The 17,034-nt window shown below is 68.7% G+C and carries 16 protein-coding genes and 1 pseudogene; 13 read left to right on the top strand and 4 right to left on the bottom strand.

What is annotated here, in order from left to right:
* Positions 1 to 107 precede the first annotated feature (107 nt).
* A complete protein-coding gene (locus tag JOF29_RS01780) occupies positions 108 to 746 on the bottom strand; it encodes a GntR family transcriptional regulator (RefSeq protein WP_209692483.1) in 639 nt (212 codons plus the stop codon).
* 248 nt (positions 747 to 994) lie between these two features.
* On the opposite strand from JOF29_RS01780, the gene JOF29_RS01775 reads away from it, so the two are divergent.
* Both JOF29_RS01775 and JOF29_RS01770 read left to right on the top strand, forming a co-directional pair.
* The gene (locus JOF29_RS01775) at positions 995 to 1,240 is read left to right on the top strand and encodes a hypothetical protein (protein ID WP_209692482.1); all 246 of its coding nucleotides are present in this window, start codon (positions 995 to 997) and stop codon (positions 1,238 to 1,240) included.
* 231 nt (positions 1,241 to 1,471) lie between these two features.
* Positions 1,472 to 1,657: an NUDIX hydrolase gene (locus JOF29_RS01770; RefSeq protein WP_209692481.1), complete on the top strand. Its 186-nt coding sequence runs from the start codon at positions 1,472 to 1,474 to the stop codon at positions 1,655 to 1,657.
* A gap of 9 nt (positions 1,658 to 1,666) precedes the next feature.
* Here JOF29_RS01770 and JOF29_RS42625 read toward each other — a convergent pair whose 3' ends face one another.
* Both JOF29_RS42625 and JOF29_RS45825 read right to left on the bottom strand, forming a co-directional pair.
* Entirely contained in the window at positions 1,667 to 2,179 is a 513-nt protein-coding gene (locus JOF29_RS42625) for an MFS transporter (protein WP_245357405.1), read from the bottom strand.
* A gap of 115 nt (positions 2,180 to 2,294) precedes the next feature.
* Positions 2,295 to 2,717 (bottom strand): annotated as a pseudogene (locus JOF29_RS45825) (MFS transporter); the annotation flags it as partial.
* Positions 2,718 to 2,775: 58 nt separating this feature from the next.
* Between JOF29_RS45825 and JOF29_RS01760 the strand changes: the two are divergent.
* On the top strand, positions 2,776 to 3,735 hold the full coding sequence (locus tag JOF29_RS01760) for a winged helix-turn-helix domain-containing protein (RefSeq protein ID WP_209692479.1): 960 nt from the start codon (positions 2,776 to 2,778) through the stop codon (positions 3,733 to 3,735).
* On the opposite strand, the gene JOF29_RS01755 is transcribed toward JOF29_RS01760, so the two are convergent.
* A complete protein-coding gene (locus JOF29_RS01755; protein WP_209692478.1) occupies positions 3,723 to 6,122 on the bottom strand; it encodes a hypothetical protein in 2,400 nt (799 codons plus the stop codon). The genes JOF29_RS01760 and JOF29_RS01755 overlap by 13 nt on opposite strands.
* A gap of 184 nt (positions 6,123 to 6,306) precedes the next feature.
* Between JOF29_RS01755 and JOF29_RS01750 the strand changes: the two genes are divergently transcribed.
* From JOF29_RS01750 to JOF29_RS01705, 10 genes are all read left to right on the top strand, one after another.
* Positions 6,307 to 7,356, top strand: coding sequence for a LacI family DNA-binding transcriptional regulator (locus tag JOF29_RS01750; RefSeq protein WP_209692477.1), 1,050 nt, complete (start codon positions 6,307 to 6,309; stop codon positions 7,354 to 7,356).
* Positions 7,353 to 8,951, top strand: a complete 1,599-nt coding sequence (locus tag JOF29_RS01745) for an FAD-dependent oxidoreductase (protein ID WP_209692476.1) — start codon at positions 7,353 to 7,355, stop codon at positions 8,949 to 8,951. Before JOF29_RS01750 ends, JOF29_RS01745 begins: the two co-directional genes overlap by 4 nt.
* Before the next feature lie 27 nt (positions 8,952 to 8,978).
* Positions 8,979 to 10,250 carry an ABC transporter substrate-binding protein gene (locus JOF29_RS01740; protein WP_209692475.1) on the top strand — a complete coding sequence of 424 codons (1,272 nt, stop codon included), beginning with the start codon at positions 8,979 to 8,981 and terminating at the stop codon, positions 10,248 to 10,250.
* The gene (locus JOF29_RS01735; protein ID WP_209695918.1) at positions 10,250 to 11,137 is read left to right on the top strand and encodes a carbohydrate ABC transporter permease; all 888 of its coding nucleotides are present in this window, start codon (positions 10,250 to 10,252) and stop codon (positions 11,135 to 11,137) included. The genes JOF29_RS01740 and JOF29_RS01735 overlap by 1 nt, the downstream gene beginning before the upstream one ends.
* Positions 11,127 to 11,966, top strand: coding sequence for a carbohydrate ABC transporter permease (locus tag JOF29_RS01730; protein WP_209692474.1), 840 nt, complete (start codon positions 11,127 to 11,129; stop codon positions 11,964 to 11,966). The genes JOF29_RS01735 and JOF29_RS01730 overlap by 11 nt, the downstream gene beginning before the upstream one ends.
* Complete coding sequence (locus tag JOF29_RS01725; RefSeq protein ID WP_209692473.1) at positions 11,963 to 12,283, top strand: hypothetical protein; 321 nt, start codon at positions 11,963 to 11,965, stop codon at positions 12,281 to 12,283. The genes JOF29_RS01730 and JOF29_RS01725 overlap by 4 nt, the downstream gene beginning before the upstream one ends.
* Before the next feature lie 70 nt (positions 12,284 to 12,353).
* Positions 12,354 to 12,800, top strand: coding sequence for a MarR family winged helix-turn-helix transcriptional regulator (locus tag JOF29_RS01720; protein WP_209692472.1), 447 nt, complete (start codon positions 12,354 to 12,356; stop codon positions 12,798 to 12,800).
* The gene (locus tag JOF29_RS01715) at positions 12,797 to 14,011 is read left to right on the top strand and encodes an MFS transporter (protein ID WP_307863101.1); all 1,215 of its coding nucleotides are present in this window, start codon (positions 12,797 to 12,799) and stop codon (positions 14,009 to 14,011) included. The genes JOF29_RS01720 and JOF29_RS01715 overlap by 4 nt, the downstream gene beginning before the upstream one ends.
* A 65-nt stretch (positions 14,012 to 14,076) precedes the next feature.
* The gene (locus JOF29_RS01710; RefSeq protein ID WP_209692471.1) at positions 14,077 to 16,473 is read left to right on the top strand and encodes a GH116 family glycosyl-hydrolase; all 2,397 of its coding nucleotides are present in this window, start codon (positions 14,077 to 14,079) and stop codon (positions 16,471 to 16,473) included.
* A 31-nt stretch (positions 16,474 to 16,504) separates the two neighbouring features.
* On the top strand, positions 16,505 to 17,032 hold the full coding sequence (locus JOF29_RS01705; protein ID WP_209692470.1) for a TetR/AcrR family transcriptional regulator: 528 nt from the start codon (positions 16,505 to 16,507) through the stop codon (positions 17,030 to 17,032).
* The last annotated feature ends 2 nt before the right edge of the window (positions 17,033 to 17,034 follow it).

Here is a 17,034-nt window from a genome sequence, read left to right as displayed (position 1 = left end):
GAAGAACGCAGTACTTCCGAGGATCGCTTTGACCATGATCCACTCAACCATCTCCGCGACCCGACCGCCGCTCGTGAGGGAACGAGTTCTGTCTGGCGGGGACCGGCCTACTGCTCGGGCAGGCGGCCGGCCAGCGCGGTGAGGGACGGGACGCGGCCGAGTTCGATGTGTGAGTAGGCCAGGGCCTCGGCGAGGTCGGGGTTGCCGGCTTCGATCGCGGCGCAGAGTTCGCGGTGTTCGCGGCACTGGACGGCCGGGTCGCGGTCGCTGGTGAGGGCGAACAGCCAGCGGATCCGGCCGACCAGCGGTGCCATCGTCTGGCCGAGCAACCGGTTGCCCGACAGCGTGACGATCTCCAGGTGCAACGCGGCGTTCGCCTCCCGGATCGCCTGCTCGTCGCCGGCGCGGGTGACCCGATCGGCGGTCGCCATCAGCTCACGCAGCCGGTCGGTCGACGCACCCGCCCGAACCCGGTCGGCCGCCAGCCGGGCCGCCAGCACCTCCAGGCTCAGCCGTACATCGAACAGCTCGCCGATATCCTCCAGCGTCAACTGCCGCACCACCGCACCACGCCGCGGCTGCGTGACCACAAGCCCCTCGGACTCGAGCTGCGCAATCGCCTCCCGCACCGGAATCCGCGACACCTGCAGCTCCGCGGACAACTCACGCTCACGCATCCGGCTACCGATCGGATACCGGCCGCCGATGATCCCCTCGCGCAACGTCAGATAAGCACGATCCGCCATCGACAGATCCTCGCCGCCAGAGACCATGCAACGCAGCCTCCGTCCTGATCGGTACCCCGTGATGAGCTGCGGCAGGCATCGTACTGCGCACCCACCCACAGCGATCGAGGCCGCCGCGATCGTTGACCGGCGCGTCGCCGGGATCGTGAACACCGTGACACCCGGCGCGCCGACGAAGATCGTCACCGCGGCAGTCTGGGATGCCGACCCCGCCGCCGCCCACCACCTCCTCGAGGTCGCCCGCCACGTTGGCTGCCATCAAGCGCGATGCTCATCGCAACGGCCTCGGCAAGCACACCGGCCGGCGGAGTCTGCACACCTTGTACGTGCACCTCACGGACAAGACCCTTGCCGCCGGCACCGGCGTACTGCGAGTCGAGGAACAACCCGGCCCGCTCCTCGCCGGGCAGTTGACCGAACTGCTCGGACACAACCAGGTCGTCGTCAAGCCCGTCATCGACCTGCACGACCAGGTCAGCGCCCACAGTTACTAGATCCCGGACAGAATCCGCGAACGGGTCCGGCTACAACACCCCGTGGACATGTTCCCGTACGGCGGCGCCGAATCCAGCACCGCGCCAAAACCTTCGGCGGCTGGCGAACCCGACGCCTGCCCACCGGAGCCATCGAATGGACCAGCCCCCACGGATTCCAATTCCACGTCGACCACACCGGCACCCACCCACTCCCACACCACAGATCCAAATTGATTGAAGAGAGAGGAGGTGATTCAGCTTCACGCCGCGCGGACGTACTTCCGGCCGTTGATCCCTGAAGACAACTGCGAGATCTGCACCCACCAGACGACGCCTTACAACTCCAGCGGCGAGACCATCGTGAACGACGAGGCCGGCGAGGTCGCCTGGTTCGACGTCAGCGAACTACACACGCTGGACGTCCACCCTCGATGACACGCCAGATCAACGCATACCTGTCCGGCGTCCGATCCCACGTCGACTGAGCGAACTCGACCGCGAGCCCGTTGCAGCCTGGGCTTGTTCCTTGGGCCCCTGCGGTGGAACAGGCGGCTGCTCGGGACCGTGCGGTAGGTCTCGGACGTCCTTGAACAGCAGCGAGCTCCAGGCCGCGGCGCCGTAGACGATCGCGGCGGCGAGCGTGACGTGCCGGGGTCCGAAGCGATCGGCGAGAGGGCCGGCCGCCAGTGTTCCGGCCGGGATCGCGATGAACGACAGCAGGTCGTCGATCGACGCGAGGCGGGACAGAACACCGCGATCGACGTGTTCCTGCAGCGACGTGTCCCAGCTGATCCCGGAGATCGAGAAACCGATCCCGGCGACGAAGGCAGCGATCAGGACCCACACCGGCCCGGCGCCGAGACCGAGCGCTACCAGCGGCAACGCCCCGAGGACGCTCATCAGTTGACCGGTCCGCAGCAGGTGCCGCAGGACCAGGCGATACATCAGGGCACTCATCAGCAGCAGGCCGATGCCGCGGGCGCTGAGCGTGAAGCCCCACAGCTTCTCCCCGGTAAGTGGCCCCGGCCAACGCCGGGCCGACGACCTTGGTGGCGTTCCGGATCGAACTCAGCAACGCGTTCGCCTTCCGAAGCTGCCCCGCCTCCACCAGCTCCGGAACCATCCCGCGCAGCGCAGGCGAGGTGAACGCGTCCAGGACCCCGTTCACCGCACCCAGCACACTGATCAGCACGAGGCTGTAGTAGTGCGTTACCAGCAGTACGGCGACCGCGCCCTGAGCGACCGCCCCGCCCGCATGCGCAGCGACGAGCACCGTACGGCGGGGAAACCGATCGGCGACCGCGCCACCGATCAGCACGAAGCACAGCATCGGGACCATCCGCGCGGTCAGCACGATGCCGAGTTGCGACGGATCGCCGGACGCGTCGAGGACCGCGAACGCGAGCGCTACCGGCGCCATCGAACTGCCCAGCAGTGATACCAGCCGGCCGGCGGTGAACGAGCGGAACGCCGGACGGCGCAGCGGCGAGGACACCTGCGCAAGAATGCGGACTGATCCCCGGCGTCGCGAGTCTTTCGCGAGGAGGCGAAAGTTGACACTGCTCAGACTGAGTCCGTTGGCACTGTCGCGGTCGAGATTCGCGTTGTCGCCGCTCGCGGAGACCGTCGGCGCGACGATCAGCCTCCGGCACGCCCGGACCGGACCGTGGCGGTCGGCCCGGCAGAAGTCGTTCGACCGGCAGCTCGGGCGCGACCCGTTCCTGCGCGGCCTGGCCGACCTGCTGAGCCACACGAAATGGCTGCCGGACGTCGTCGCGCTGCCGCCCGGCGGTGGCATGGGTACGTCGCTGGCGTCCGAGCTCGACCCCGTCCGCGCGATGACCGACGCGGAGATCCGCGCCGGCTGCGAGCTGTCCGCGCAGCACAGCTGGATCGATCAGGACCTGAGCTGGCTCGATACGTCCGGCCTCGGCGACAAGACGGCGTCGGCGCTGAAGGGTGTCTGGTCGCGACACGTGGCGCCGGACTGGCCGCGTCGGCGTACCGCTCTGGAACGCGAGGTGATGTACCGGGCCGGTCTGCTCGCGGCGTTCGGCTGGCCGACGGCGCTGGAGGGGATGAGCCGGCGGAGCCGCTGGGTCGGTGCCGATGGCATCCAGTTCAGCCATCGTCCCGGGGCGGATCGGCACATCGGGGACGAGGGGCTGCAGTTCGTCCCGGTGACGTTGGCGAGCGGTACGTGGCTGTGCGAGAGCCCGGCCGGGTACGCACTGGTCTATCCGGCCGGACGCGCGGCGGTCGACGCGCCTGCTGACGGACGGGTCGCGCTCGAACGGCTGATCGGACGCGGCCGTGCCGAACTGCTCGACCGGCTGTCGCGCCCGGGGACGGCCAGCGAACTCGCCGCCGAGCTCGGGTTGTCGCTGGGCACCGTCGGCAGGCATCTGCGGATCCTCCGGGACGCCGGACTGATCGTCGGCCTTCGCGACGGTCACAAGGTGGTCTACCGCTTGACCGTGCGCGGTGCCGACCTGGCCGCCTATTGTGAATAGGCAGCCTCCGGAACGGTTCCCGTGTGCGGAGGCTTCCTTGGATGCCCCTTCTTTACAAGGCAGCCGGCCAGGGTGTGCGTGCCGGCGCCGCTCGGATGCGGGACCAGGCCGTAGTAGATCCGTGGTGCGCCGTCGAGAGTCAGCGTCACCTTGCCGTTCGCGACGGACACCGTACGACGCTGCCCGACCGCGTCCAGCTCTTGTACGCCGGAAGTCGCGGTCACGGTAAGCGGCGTCTTGGTCGGCCACGGGTCGACCCACACCTCCGGCGCCGGGAAGTGCCAGTCGGTGCGCGAACCGGACGTGTTCAGGAGGTACCCGTCCGCACGGTTCCACAACACGACCGCAGGCCCGTCGGGCGTGTCGAACCACAAGCCGAACGTAAGCGGATCGGCGAACGTCAGCCGCCCACGGAAGACGGCGCGGTCGAGCACCCGCGCCGCGGTCGCGTACGCCAGCAAAGACGGCTTGGGGCTCAGATCGCGGTTCATCAGGCCGTAGTGGTACTCGACGTTGTCCGGATCGGCGACCTGCGGCATCCCGAGCACGCTGTCGTGGAACTGGTACCAGCAGACGCACCGGACGCCTTCGGCCTTGGCCAGCGCCAGGGTGAGCAGCACGTTCTCAGCGGCATGCCGGTACGTGTCGTGCCACCAACTGTTGGGCTTGGTCGGCGCGTACGCCTCGGTCAGCCAGATCTCCTTCTCACCGTGCTCGGCCATCAACGCCTTCAGCTGCTTCAGGCCGCCGTAGAAGTTCCAGTAGGTGCCCTCGGCACCGGTCCCCCAGTCGTCGCCGGGCGGGACGTAGTCCGGGGTGAAGTTCCCCCGGCCCGGGTGGTAGGCAAAGGCGTCGATCAGGTCCCAGCCGCCTGCGGCGATGAAGTTCTCGACCCACGGTTTGTCCATCCCAGCCAACCCGTTGTTCATCAGCTTGACGGTGTCCCCGGTGACGGCGCGGCGGTCGAACATCGGCCGCATCACCTTGTCCAGATAGGCCTGTGCGGCAGTTCCGGTGTTGAACGGCCGGTTCAGCTCGTTGCCCACCTCGAAGTAGCCCGCACCCGCACCGGCCGCCACCGCGAGCTTGTCCGCGGCCCAGGCAGCCGCGGCGGCATCGGTCACGTCCAGCGAGGGCTGCAGCTCGATGTTGTGCCGGATCCCGCGCGCATCGAACGCGGACGGCGGCAGCCCGGGCCCTCCGTCGTACGCGATCCGCACCACGGTGATGCCGGCCCGCTGCCAGAGATCGAGTACGGCGTCCGCGCTCGGCCGCTGCAGCCACGGGTAGTTGGCGATCCCGAACATGCTGTCCGCGCCGGCCTGATAGTCGTACGCCGGTAGCACCGCCAGACTGGTCCGCGCGAACGCCTCGTCACCGCCCGATCGGACCACCACTTCCGCCAGCGCGATCCCGCCGGCCGGCGCGGTCAGATCGAATGTGTGCTGCCACGTGCCGGCCGCGGCGACCGTCCCGGTCACGGTCGTCGACGCCAGCAGTACGCCGTCGAAGCTGCGCATCCACAGCTCGAGCTCGACCGGCTTCGCCGCGCCGCCGTTGGCCACCAGGGCGGTGAGCTTCATCGACGCACCGGGCGACTCGTACAGGTTGAAATCGCTGTTGGTGGTGAGCTCGAGCCCGAGCTCACGACCGCGGCCGATCGTCGCGGTGGCCGACGGCCGGGTCTCGGAGAAGAAGAAGTCCGCCCGGCTGGTCCAGCCGCCGGCCGGATCCGGCACTCCCGGCGCGTGCACCCAGGTCGCGTTCGTCCACGACTGCCGGGACCGGTCCAGCAGGAACAGGCCGTGCAGGCTGCCGCTCCAGGTCGACGTGTGCGCAACGCCGACGGTGTCCTCGTAAGGGATGCCGCCGCCCGCGTCGCGGACCCACTCGGTGACCGCGATGTAGTCGTCGGGCGCCGTCGGTGCCTGAATCGCACGGCTGAACAGGAAACCGTCCGGGACCAGCGTGTCCGCACCCGTGACCCGCCACTCGAGCCGGGCGTGCGACGTACTGACACTGAACCAGCCGGTAACCAAGGTCGGCCCGGCGTCGAACGTGTAGTCCATCCGGATGGCCGGGGTGCCGTCCGGGAGCGCGCTCAGCGTCGGGGTCCCGCCGGTGGACAGCTGGACGCCGGTGACGCTGTCCTTGACCTGGAACTTCGAGCCGACCGACCGCGTGACGCCACCAGCGTCACGGATCGCGAGCCGGCCACCGGGGCCGGCCAGCAGGCTGATGCCGCCGGCCGTCAGGGTCACGTCACCGGCCGCGGCGAACGCGCTGACCGGGGTCGCCTCCGCGACCAGTACGACGCCGGCCGCGAGCGCCGTACCGAGAAAGCCGCGGCGGCTGAGAGTGGGCCGGGAGAAGGCCTCGGGCGTCATCGTCTGCTCCTGTCCGGCGGGCCCGGCTGAGCCCACCCAGTCTGATAATGCCTATCTTCAAATCGATGACAGGCACGCTCTCAGCCCGCGAGGTCTGCGTCAAGAGGTCATTGCGCTAACGGCTTTCGCTGAGCTAAGGTCGCCGTCAGTTGGTGAAGATAGGCATTATCACGACGGAGGAACGATGCCACCGAAACCTCGCCGGGTCACCCAGCGCGAGATCGCCGAGATCGCCGGCGTCAGCCAAACCACCGTGTCGGTGGTGCTGAACGACCGCGACGGCACGAACGTGCGGATCCCCGACGCGACCCGGATGCGCGTCAAGCAGGCGATCGAGAAACTGACGTACGTCGCCGACCCGGCGGCCCGCCGGCTGGCCGGCCTGGACAACCAGATCGTCGGCGTCTTCACCTACGAGGCGGCGCTCTCGCCGGAGAGCATGGACTTCTACGGCCCGTTGCTGAACGGGATCGAGCGTGCCGCCGAGCGGATCGGCTGGGACCTGTTGTTCTTCACCTCGTCACCGGTCGAGGACGGCACCCGGAGCCTGTTCCACCGCAAGACCCGGCTGCGACTCACCGACGGCTGCGTGCTGCTGGGTCAGCAGATGGTCGCGTCCGAGCTGGAGCGACTGGTCGCCGAGCAGTTCCCGTTCGTCGCGATCGGCCGCCGGGACGAGACCGCCGCCGCGGTTCCGTACGTCGCCATCGACTACGTGACGCCGACCACGGCACTGATCGAGCAGGCCGCGGCCGCCGGGCACCAGCAGGCGCTCTACGTGCACCGCGGCCGGGACACGCCCGCGGCCCGGGACCGTCGCAGCGCGGTCGAGGCCGCGTCGGCAGCGGGCCGCCTCGCCTTTCTGCTGGTCGGCGAGGAACGGATCGCCGACCTGCCCCGGCTGGCGCGGGCGACCGGGGCGACCGTGATCATCGCCGAGGACGCGTTCCTGATCGAGGACGTCGCGCACGCGCTGACCGCCGCCGGAGTCGGCGTCCCCGACGACATCGCGGTCGCCGCGCTGGGCGAGGTCCGCGGTCATCGGCTCGAGGGCCGGGCGCTCGCAGGCTTCCACGTGCCGAGGGAGCAACTGGCTGCCGAGGCGCTCGATCTGCTGCAGTTGCTGATCTCGACCGAGCCGGACGAGTGGGCCGAGCTCGAGACGCGGCGGCACCTGGTCGCCGAGGTCGAGCCGGGCGACACCATCGTCACCCGGACGGACGACCTCGGATGACCGGCACAGTCACCACCGAGGTCGCGATCATCGGGGGCGGTCTCGGGTCCGTCGCCGCCGCGCTGGCGTTGCTGCAGCGCGGCCGGCGCGTCGTGATGACCGAGGAGTACGACTGGCTCGGTGGCCAACTCACGTCGCAGGCGGTGCCGCCGGACGAACACATCTGGGTCGAGCAGTTCGGTGTCACGGCGCGATACCGGGCGCTGCGCGACGGCATTCGCCGCTACTACCGCGACCACTACCCGCTGACGGTCGCCGCGCGCACCGATCGCGAGCTGAATCCGGGCCGTGGCCGGGTGAGCCGGTTGTGCCACGAGCCCCGGGTGGCCGACGCGGTCATCACCGGACTGCTCGCGCCGTACCGGTCGACCGGGCGACTGACCGTTCTGCAACCCCGCGTACCGATCGCGGCCGAGGTCACCGACGGGGTCGTCCGCACCGTCACGGTCGCGGATCCGCGCACCGGGGCCGAGACCGTGATCTCCGCCGAGTTCTTCCTGGACGGGACCGAGACCGGCGAGCTGCTGCCGCTGACGGGCACGGAGTACGTCGTCGGCGCCGAGGCACGCGCCGACACCGGCGAGCCGAGCGCCGCCGAGGTCGCCGATCCGGGCAACGTGCAGTCGATCGCGTGGTGCTTCGTCTTCGACCACGCCGCCGGTGACCACACGATCGACCGCCCGGACGACTACGACTTCTGGCGTTCGTTCGAGCTGCCGTTCTGGGGTGCGCCGATGCTGTCGTTCACGGCGCCGAATCCACGCACCCTGGAGCCGGAGGAGCGGACGATGAACGTCAACCCGGTCGCCGACGTCACCGGCGACCCGCGGTTCGACGCGGGTGATCGCGACCTGTGGCAGTTCCGGCGGATCGCCGCCAGGCAGAACTTCGCCGACGGCTTCTACGACAGCGACATCGTGCTCGCCAACTGGCCGCAGCTGGACTACGTCGGCGGCTCGATCATCGACACCGGCGACCGGGCGGCGCACCTGCTCGCCGCGAAGGCGCAGTCCCGCGCGTACGTCTACTGGCTGCAGACCGAGGCGCCACGGCCCGACGGCGGCCGCGGCTGGCCGGGTCTGCGGCTCCGCGGCGATCTGGTCGGCACCGCCGACGGGTTCGCGCAGGCGCCGTACATCAGGGAGTCGCGGCGGATCAGGGCGCTGACCACGATCCGCGAGCAGGACATCTCGATCAAGGCCCGGGGGTACGACGGACCCGCCCGGTTCGACGCCTCGGTCGGAGTCGGGATGTACCGGATCGACCTGCACCCTTCGACCGGCGGCGACAACTACATCGACGTCGAGTGCGCACCGTTCGAGATCCCGCTCGGCGCGCTCGTTCCGGTGGCCACCCAGAACCTGGTACCGGCCGCCAAGAACATTGGCACCACCCACATCACCAACGGCGCCTACCGGCTGCATCCGGTCGAGTGGAACATCGGCGAATCGGCCGGCGAACTCGTGGCGTACTGCCTCGAGAGCGGCCTGAGCCCGCAGCAGATCGCGACCGGCGACGCCTTCGTCGATCGCCTCCAGCGCCGGTTGACCGAGGCCGGGGTCGAGCTCCACTGGCCCGAGATCGCCGGCTACTAGTCATCCCCTGCACGAAGGACGCACATCATGATCACTGCAAAGAAGCTGGTCGGCGCGCTCGCGCTGACGGCCGCGGCCGCGCTGACGGCCGCGTGCGGCGCATCCGGCACCGGGTCGGACGGCGCCAAGGCCTCCGACGTCAAGCTGCGGATGACGGTCTGGACCTCGAACGCGGAGCAGCTCAAGCTGTTCGACGCGATCGGCGCCGCCTACCGGGCCGAGCACCCCGAGGTCTCGTCGATCACGTTCGAGAGCCTGCCGTTCGCGGACTACAACACCACCCTGACCACTCAGATCGCCGGCGGCAACGCGCCCGACCTGGCCTGGATGGGTGACCTGTCGCGGGACCTGATCGCCTCCGACGCGCTGGTCGGGCTGACCGGCAAGCTGAAGGCGACCGCCGGCTGGCAGTACGACGACCTGGTGGACAGCGCGACCAAGGAGTTCAGTCGCGACGGCACTCTGTACGCCTATCCGTTCTCGAACTCGCCGTTCGCGCTGTATGTGAACACCGACCTGCTGGCCAAGGCCGGGCAGAAGATCGATCCCAAGACACTGACGTGGGACCAGGTCGCCGCCGCGGGTGCCGCTGTGCACGCCAAGACCGGCAAGGCGGGGCTCGTGATCCGGGACTTCGACTACAAGGCGTGGAACATGCTGGCCACGGTCTGGACCGGCTTCGGTGCGTCGGCGTGGAGCCAGGACGGGAAGACGTGCACGTTCGGCAGCCCGGAGATGCAACGGGCGTTCACGTTCCTGCACGACGCCGCGTTCAAGACGGGCGCGATGCCTGGTCCCGGTACGAAGGCGGACTTCTTCGCCGGTGACGCGGCGTTCACCGTCGCCCAGGTGTCGCGGGCGTCGCTGCTCACCGGCTCCTTCAAGTTCGGCCTGTACCCGCTTCCGGCCGGACCGTCCGGCCGGTACGCCGTACTCGGCCAGGCCGGCGTCGGTGTCCTTGCCGCCGGCAAGCACCAGGAACAGGCTACGGACTTCCTCGCCTACCTGACGAATCCGGCGAACGCGGCGAAGCTGGCCCAGTTCTTCCCGCCGCCGCGGAAGTCGCTGCTCACCGGCACGAAGCTTGCCGCGAACAACAAGAAGTTGTCCGCCGCCCAGCTGCAGGAGGTCGTGGTCGGCCAACTGCCGGACGCCGTCACCCTGCCGAACCACACGAGCCCGGCCGAGATTGCCCAGAAGGGCAAGACCGCCCTGGACGCGATGTGGAAGCCCGACGCCGACATCCCCGCCGTGCTGAACTCGGTCTGCGCAGCGATCGAACCGATCCTGGCCAAGTGATGCGTTACTGGACCACGCGCCGGCGGGATGTGCTGACCGGATACCTGTTCATCGCGCCACAGCTCATCGGCGTCGTGCTGTTCGTGCTGATCCCGGTCGGGTTGGCGATCTGGTACAGCCTGAACAAGTGGAACGTCTTCACCGGCAAGCAGGTCTTCGTCGGTGCTGACCACTACGCCGCGCTGGCCGCCGACCCGCAGTTGCCGTCGGTCCTGCTGGCGACGGTCGTCTTCTCCGGCGGCGTCGTGGTCCTGAACATCACGCTCGGGCTGCTGATCGCCGTACTGCTGAACCGGCGGTTCCGCGGCGCGACGTTCTTCCGCACCTTGTTCTTCTCGCCGGTCGTGGTGTCGGTCGTGGCCTGGACGCTGGTCTGGGGCTTCCTGTTGCAGGACAACGGCGGCATCAACGGCCTGCTCCGAGCGATCGGCCTCGCCGCGCCGAACTGGCTGCAGCACGGCGACACCGCGATGCTGTCGGTGGTCGTCAGCCAGGTGGTCCGCAGTGTCGGCGTGAACATGGTGCTGTTCCTGGCGGCGTTGCAGGGCGTGCCGTCGGAGCTGTACGAGGCCGCCAGGATCGACGGCGCGCGCAGCCGGTCGATGTTCACCCGGATCACGCTGCCGCTGATCTCGCCGACGGTGCTGCTGACCGCGATCATCACCGTCGTCGGGGCGCTGCAGTCGTTCGCGCAGATCGCCGTACTCACGGGCGGCGGGCCGGGGCTGAGCACCACGGTGCTCGTGTACTACGTGTTCCAGCAGGCCTTCGAGTTCAACGACATCGGCTACGGCTCGACGCTCGCGCTGATGCTCCTGAGCTTCGTCATGGTGCTGACGCTGCTGCAATGGCAGCTGCGCCGGAAATGGGTGTTCCATGAACAGTAGAGCCTCGTTCGTCCGGCGGGCGCTCCTGGTGACAGCGCTCGCCGTACTGGCGATTCCGTTCGCCGTGCCGACGCTCTGGATGGTCGCCGCATCGGTCAAACCGTTGCCCGAGATCTTCAAGTCCCCGCCGTCGCTGTGGACCGATCACCCGACTCTGGCGGCGTACGGCGAGGCCTTCACCTTCCAGCCGTTCGCCCGGCAGTACGTGAACAGCGTCTACATCGCCGTACTGGTCACGTTGATCACGCTGCTGGTGTCGAGCCTGGCCGGCTACGCGTTCGCCCGGATCCGGTTTCCGGGCGCGAATGCCCTCTTCCTGGTGGTGCTGACCGGGCTACTGGTGCCGAGCGAGGTCACGATCGTCCCGCTGTTCCAGGTCTTCAAGCGGGCCGGGATGATCAACACCCACTGGCCGCTGATCCTGGTCACCGCGCTGGCGGCGCCCTGCGTGCTGGCAACCTTCATCATGCGGCAGTTCTTCATCGCGCTGCCGATGGAGCTCGAGGAAGCGGGCCGGCTGGACGGGTTGGGCCGCCCCGGGATCTGGTGGCGGATCTGTCTGCCGCTCGCCCGGCCGGCGTTGTCCGCGGTCGCGATCCTGACCTTCCTCGCGTCCTGGAACCTCTATCTGGAACCCACCGTGTACCTCACCTCACCGGACCTGTTCACGTTGCCGCAGGCGCTCACCCGCTTCACCGATCCGTACGGCGGTGAGATGTGGAACACCCAGCTCGCCGCGGCCACCATGACAGTTCTGCCGGTGCTGCTCGTCTTCGTGATCGCGCAGCGCCAGTTCGTCGAGGGCCTGGCGCACTCGGGTCTCAAATGACCGAGCCGATCGTCTTCGAGCACGCCGACGTACAACTGCGGGTCGACCGCGGAGTCTTCGAACTCTTCCAGCGCCGGAACGTCATCAGCCCCTACCGCACGCCGCTGGCCTGGGTCCGCGTGCGGGCTCAGGCGCGCAAACGCGGGATGATCATGCTGCACTTCTCGTACGCCGAGGACCCGGGCCAGCCGATCTACGCACGCCTCATGAGCAGCGTGTACTCGGTGGCCACAGTCGAGATCCCGATGGCCGACGAGCCCACCTACCGGGCCTTCTTCACCGACCTCGCCCACCTCTCGAACCGCCCCGTCGCCTGACCGGCCCGCGTCGGGGTGATCTGGTTCACTTCACTGGAGATACATAGTAAAGCTATGTATATTTGTGGGTGTGATCGCAACTGACCTGACTCGGCTCGGCGAGGAGATGGTGGTGGCCTCGACGCGGTTGTCGCGGCTGGCCACCCGGAACGTGAACACGCTGCCGCACGCCGCGATGCGGGTGCTGGGGCGGCTCGACGAGCTCGGGCAGGCTCGGATCAGTGAGTTGGCGAAGGCGGATCGTACGTCGCAGCCGACCATGTCCAACCTGGTGCAGCGGCTCGAGGAACAGGGGTCGGTGTTGCGTACGCCGGACCCGGCCGACTCCCGGGCGAGCCTGATCAGCCTCACCGCCGCGGGTCTCGCCGAACTGCGCAGCGCCCGCCGGCAGGCCGGTGAGGCGCTCTCGGCGCATCTGCGTCAGCTGCCCGCGACCGACCTCGCCACCCTCGAGGCCGCCGTCGCCGTCATCCACAAACTTCTCACCCTTGAACCGTTGGAGGACACACCCCGGTGAGCAACTCGTCGTTTCTGAAGCAGCCCAAATCCGTCTGGGCGGTCGCGTTCGCCTGCGTGATCGCCTTCATGGGCATCGGCCTGGTGGACCCGATCCTCAAGCCGATCGCCGAACAGCTGCACGCGAGCCCGTCCCAGGTCTCACTGCTGTTCACCAGCTACATGGCGGTCATCGGCGTGGCGATGCTGATCACCGGCGCGGTCTCCAGCCGGATCGGCGCCAAGCGCACCCTGCTGATCGGCCTGGCCATCATCGTCGTGTTCAGCGCACTGGCCGGTCTGTCGAACTCGATCGGCATGATCGTCGCCTTCCGGGCCGGCTGGGGCCTCGGGAACGCACTGTTCATCGCGACCGCCCTCGCCACCATCGTGAACTCGGCGTCCGGCTCGGTCGCCGAGGCGATCATCCTGTACGAGGCCGCCCTCGGTGTCGGCATCGCCGCCGGCCCGCTGGTCGGCGGTGAACTCGGCACGATCTCCTGGCGCGGCCCGTTCTTCGGCGTCGCCGTACTGATGACGATCGCGCTCGCCGCGACCGCGTTCCTACTGCCCGCCTCGCCGCCGCAAACCCGTCGTACGTCGATCATCGAGCCGCTGAAGGCGCTCCGGCACCGGTCGCTCGCGACCGTGGCGGTCACCGCGCTGCTCTACAACTTCGGGTTCTTCACGCTCCTCGCGTTCACCCCGTTCCCGCTGGCCATGTCGGCGCGGCAGATCGGGCTGATCTTCTTCGGCTGGGGCATCTGCCTCGCGTTCACCTCGGTGTTCGTGGCGCCGCGGCTGCAGGCCAGGTTCGGGACGCTGCCGGTGGCGATGACGGTCCTGTTCCTGTTCGCCGTGGACCTCGCGGTGATGGGCGTGTACGCGCACCACAAGCCGGTGCTCGCGATCGGCGTGATCGTCGCGGGCCTGTTCCTCGGCATCAACAACACGCTGATCACCGAGGCCGTGATGGGTGCGGCTCCGGTCGAGCGCGGCACCGCCTCCGCGGCGTACTCCTTCGTCCGGTTCTCCGGCGGCGCGGTCGCCCCGTGGCTGGCCGGGAAGCTCGGCGAGCAGTTCAACATCCAGCTGCCCTTCTACGTCGGCGCCTTCGCGGTCCTGCTCGCGGTCGGCGTACTGGCCACCGGCTGGAAGCCGCTGTCACACCTGCGGGTGCCGGCCAGCCACTCCGAGGTCGAGGCCGAGGCGCTCACCGTCGCCGACGCCTGATTGGTCTACCCCGACCCGCCGGAGATCGATTTCTCCGGCGGGTCTTCGCGTTTAGGGTCGTAGGTATGTGGCCCATCCTGCGTACGTACACCGGACGTAACCTCCGCCGGATCGCTCTGCCGCTCGGCGGCATCGGCACCGGAACGGTCAGCCTCGGCGGCCGTGGCAACCTCCGCGACTGGGAGATCGTGAACCGGCCCGCGAAGGGCTTCCACCCTGGTACGGCGTTCTTCGCGATCCGTACGTCGGCGCCGGACGGGTCGGTGGTGACGCGCGCGGTGGAGGGGCCGCTGGATCTCAGCGAGTACGAGGGCGCGCACGGGAGCGGGGCGCAGAACCACGGGCTGCCGCGTTTCCGGGAGGCGACGCTCGCGACTGCCTATCCGTTCGGGCGGTTGTCGTTACGGGATGCCGACGTACCGGTGGACGTCGACCTGGAGGCGTTCAACCCGTTCGTCCCGACCGATGTGGCGGCGAGCTCGTGGCCGGTCGCGGTACTGCGGTTCGCGGTCACGAACCGTACTGCCGACGACCTGACCGTGTCGCTGGCCGGCTCGGTGCAGAACTTCATCGGTCGCGACGGCACCTACGACGTTGCTGCGGGCAACTACAACATCACCGCATCCGGCGAGCCCGGGGAGGTGCGAGCCGAGGGCGTGCTGATGCGCAGCCGCGGCGTCCCGGATGACGCGGAGCAGTTCGGCTCGGTGGCGCTCGGCGATCTCGACGGCGCCGAGGTCTCCCTTCGCACCGGATGGGCCGATCGGACCTGGGGCGACAGCCTGCTGGATTTCTGGGACGACTTCACCACGGACGGCCGGCTGGACGAGCGGGTGAGCGAGTCGGAGACTCCCGTCGCATCTGTCGCGGACCGCCGTACCGTGGCCGCCGGGGCGACCGAACGCTTCACGTTCATGCTCGCGTGGCACTTCCCGAACCGGCGCGGGTGGGAGAGCCCGGAGTTCGTCGGCAACCACTACACGACGCTGTACGACGACGCGTGGGACGCGCTACGGCAGTTCGCGCCGCAGCTGGACGAGCTGGAGCGCCGTACGGTCGGGTTCGTCAGCGCGTTCCTGTCGAGCGATCTGCCCGACGAGGTGAAGGAGGCGGCGCTGTTCAACCTCAGCACGTTGCGGACGCAGACCGTGTTCCGGACGCCGGACGGGCGGTTCTTCGGGTGGGAGGGCTGCTCGGACCACGAGGGCAGTTGCTTCGGCAGTTGTACGCACGTGTGGAACTACGAGCAGGCGACGCCGTTCCTGTTCGGGGAGATCGCGCGGTCGCTGCGGGAGGTCGAGTTCGCGCAGGCGACCGACGAGAACGGGCTGATGAGCTTCCGGGTCGGGCTGCCGCTCGCGACGAAGGCTCGCGACTGGAAGGTGGCGGCGGCGGACGGGCAGCTCGGGTGCCTGGTGAAGCTGTACCGGGACTGGCGGCTGAGCGGTGACGACGAGATGCTCCGGTCGCTGTGGCCGGCGGCGCGGCGGGCGCTCGAGTTCTGCTGGATCCCGGGCGGGTGGGACGCGGACCGCGACGGTGTGATGGAGGGCTGCCAGCACAACACGATGGACGTCGAGTACTACGGCCCGAACCCGCAGATGCAGTCGTGGTACCTGGCGGCGTTGCGCGCGTGCGAGGAGCTGGCGACGTACCTCGGGGACTCGGACTTCGCGGTTGAGTGCCGGAAGCTGTTCGAGAGCGGCCGCGCATGGATGGACTCGGAGCTGTTCAACGGCGAGTACTACCGGCACGAGATCCGGCCGCCGGCGTCCGCCGACGCCATCGCACCCGGTCTGCGCGAGCGGGCCGGTGCGCCGGATCCGACGCATCCCGTGCTGCAGCTGGGAGACGGCTGTCTCGTCGACCAGCTGGTCGGGCAGCACCTCGCCCGGATCACGCAGCTAGGGACGTTGCTCGACGAATCGAACGTCGCGACCACCCTTCGCACCATCGTTCGGTACAACGGGTTGTCCGGGTTCACCGGGCACTTCAACCACATGCGCAGCTACGTCCTCGGTGCCGACGAGTCCGCCGTACTGATGTGCAGCTACCCACGCGGAAACCGCCCGGAACGCCCGTTTCCGTACTTCACCGAGGTGATGACCGGCTTCGAGCACATCCTCGCCGTCGGCCTGATCTCCGAAGGCCTGGTCGACGAGGGTCTGAAGGTGATCGCCGACATTCGCCACCGGTACGACGGCGAACGCCGCAACCCGTACGACGAGGCCGAATGCGGCCACCACTACGCGCGCGCCATGGCGTCCTGGGGTGCGGTCGTCCAACTCACCGGCTTCGACTACAACGCCCACACCGGCGCCCTGCACTTCGCCCCCCGCCTAACCGGGACGGAAAACGTGTTCTGGTCCACGGGAAACGCTTTCGGCACCTTCAACACCACCACCCACGAACTGACAACCCTCGAAGGCACCGCACACATCACCTCGGTGACAGTCGACTGACCATACCAAACGGTATGGTATGGTCGGGCTCATGGTGAGCCGGACGGAGTGGTTGGACGCTGGACTGGAGTTGCTGGCTGCGGAGGGCGCGCCGGTGGTGACGATCGAGCGGCTGACTGGGGCGTTGGGCGTCACCAAGGGGTCGTACTACCACCACTTCAAAGGTGCTGCGGGGTACAAGACGGCCTTGCTGGAGTACTTCGAGCTGCGGTACACGACGCGGTTGATCGACGCCGTCGAGGGGACGGACGACGCGGGCGCGAAGCTGAAGCATCTGCTGCGGCTGGTGCTGGCCGATCCGGACAGTGCCGCGTTGGAGATCGCCGTGCGGGCGTGGGCGTTGCAGGATCCCGACGTGCGGGCCGCGCAGGAGCGGGTGGACAAGGCGCGGACGGCGTACCTGAAGAAGTTGTGTCGCGGGCTGCAGGCGCAGGTGGATCCGGACCGGTTCGCGCAACTGCTGTACCTGATCCTGATCGGCGCCGAGCAGGTCGTGCCGCCGATCGGCAAGCGAGACGTGCGGGAGATCTACGACCTGGTCCTGCGTCTCATCGACTGATG

The organism is Kribbella aluminosa, assembly GCF_017876295.1.
GTDB classification, from domain to species: domain Bacteria; phylum Actinomycetota; class Actinomycetes; order Propionibacteriales; family Kribbellaceae; genus Kribbella; species Kribbella aluminosa.
The sequence above is the reverse complement of the archived record's forward strand: the minus strand, read 5'-3'. Positions and strand labels throughout refer to the sequence as shown.

Excerpts from the sequence above, each read along its gene's own strand:
- JOF29_RS01755 (WP_209692478.1), bottom strand. The coding sequence starts at position 6,122 with ATGACGCCCGAGGCCTTCTCCCGGCCCACTCTCAGCCGCCGCGGCTTT.
- JOF29_RS42625 (WP_245357405.1), bottom strand. The coding sequence starts at position 2,179 with ATGAGTGCCCTGATGTATCGCCTGGTCCTGCGGCACCTGCTGCGGACC.
- JOF29_RS01745 (WP_209692476.1), top strand. The coding sequence starts at position 7,353 with ATGACCGGCACAGTCACCACCGAGGTCGCGATCATCGGGGGCGGTCTC.
- JOF29_RS01705 (WP_209692470.1), top strand. The coding sequence starts at position 16,505 with ATGGTGAGCCGGACGGAGTGGTTGGACGCTGGACTGGAGTTGCTGGCT.
- JOF29_RS01710 (WP_209692471.1), top strand. The coding sequence starts at position 14,077 with ATGTGGCCCATCCTGCGTACGTACACCGGACGTAACCTCCGCCGGATC.
- JOF29_RS01730 (WP_209692474.1), top strand. The coding sequence starts at position 11,127 with ATGAACAGTAGAGCCTCGTTCGTCCGGCGGGCGCTCCTGGTGACAGCG.
- JOF29_RS01735 (WP_209695918.1), top strand. The coding sequence starts at position 10,250 with ATGCGTTACTGGACCACGCGCCGGCGGGATGTGCTGACCGGATACCTG.
- JOF29_RS01725 (WP_209692473.1), top strand. The coding sequence starts at position 11,963 with ATGACCGAGCCGATCGTCTTCGAGCACGCCGACGTACAACTGCGGGTC.
- JOF29_RS01780 (WP_209692483.1), bottom strand. The coding sequence starts at position 746 with ATGGCGGATCGTGCTTATCTGACGTTGCGCGAGGGGATCATCGGCGGC.
- JOF29_RS01750 (WP_209692477.1), top strand. The coding sequence starts at position 6,307 with ATGCCACCGAAACCTCGCCGGGTCACCCAGCGCGAGATCGCCGAGATC.
- JOF29_RS01740 (WP_209692475.1), top strand. The coding sequence starts at position 8,979 with ATGATCACTGCAAAGAAGCTGGTCGGCGCGCTCGCGCTGACGGCCGCG.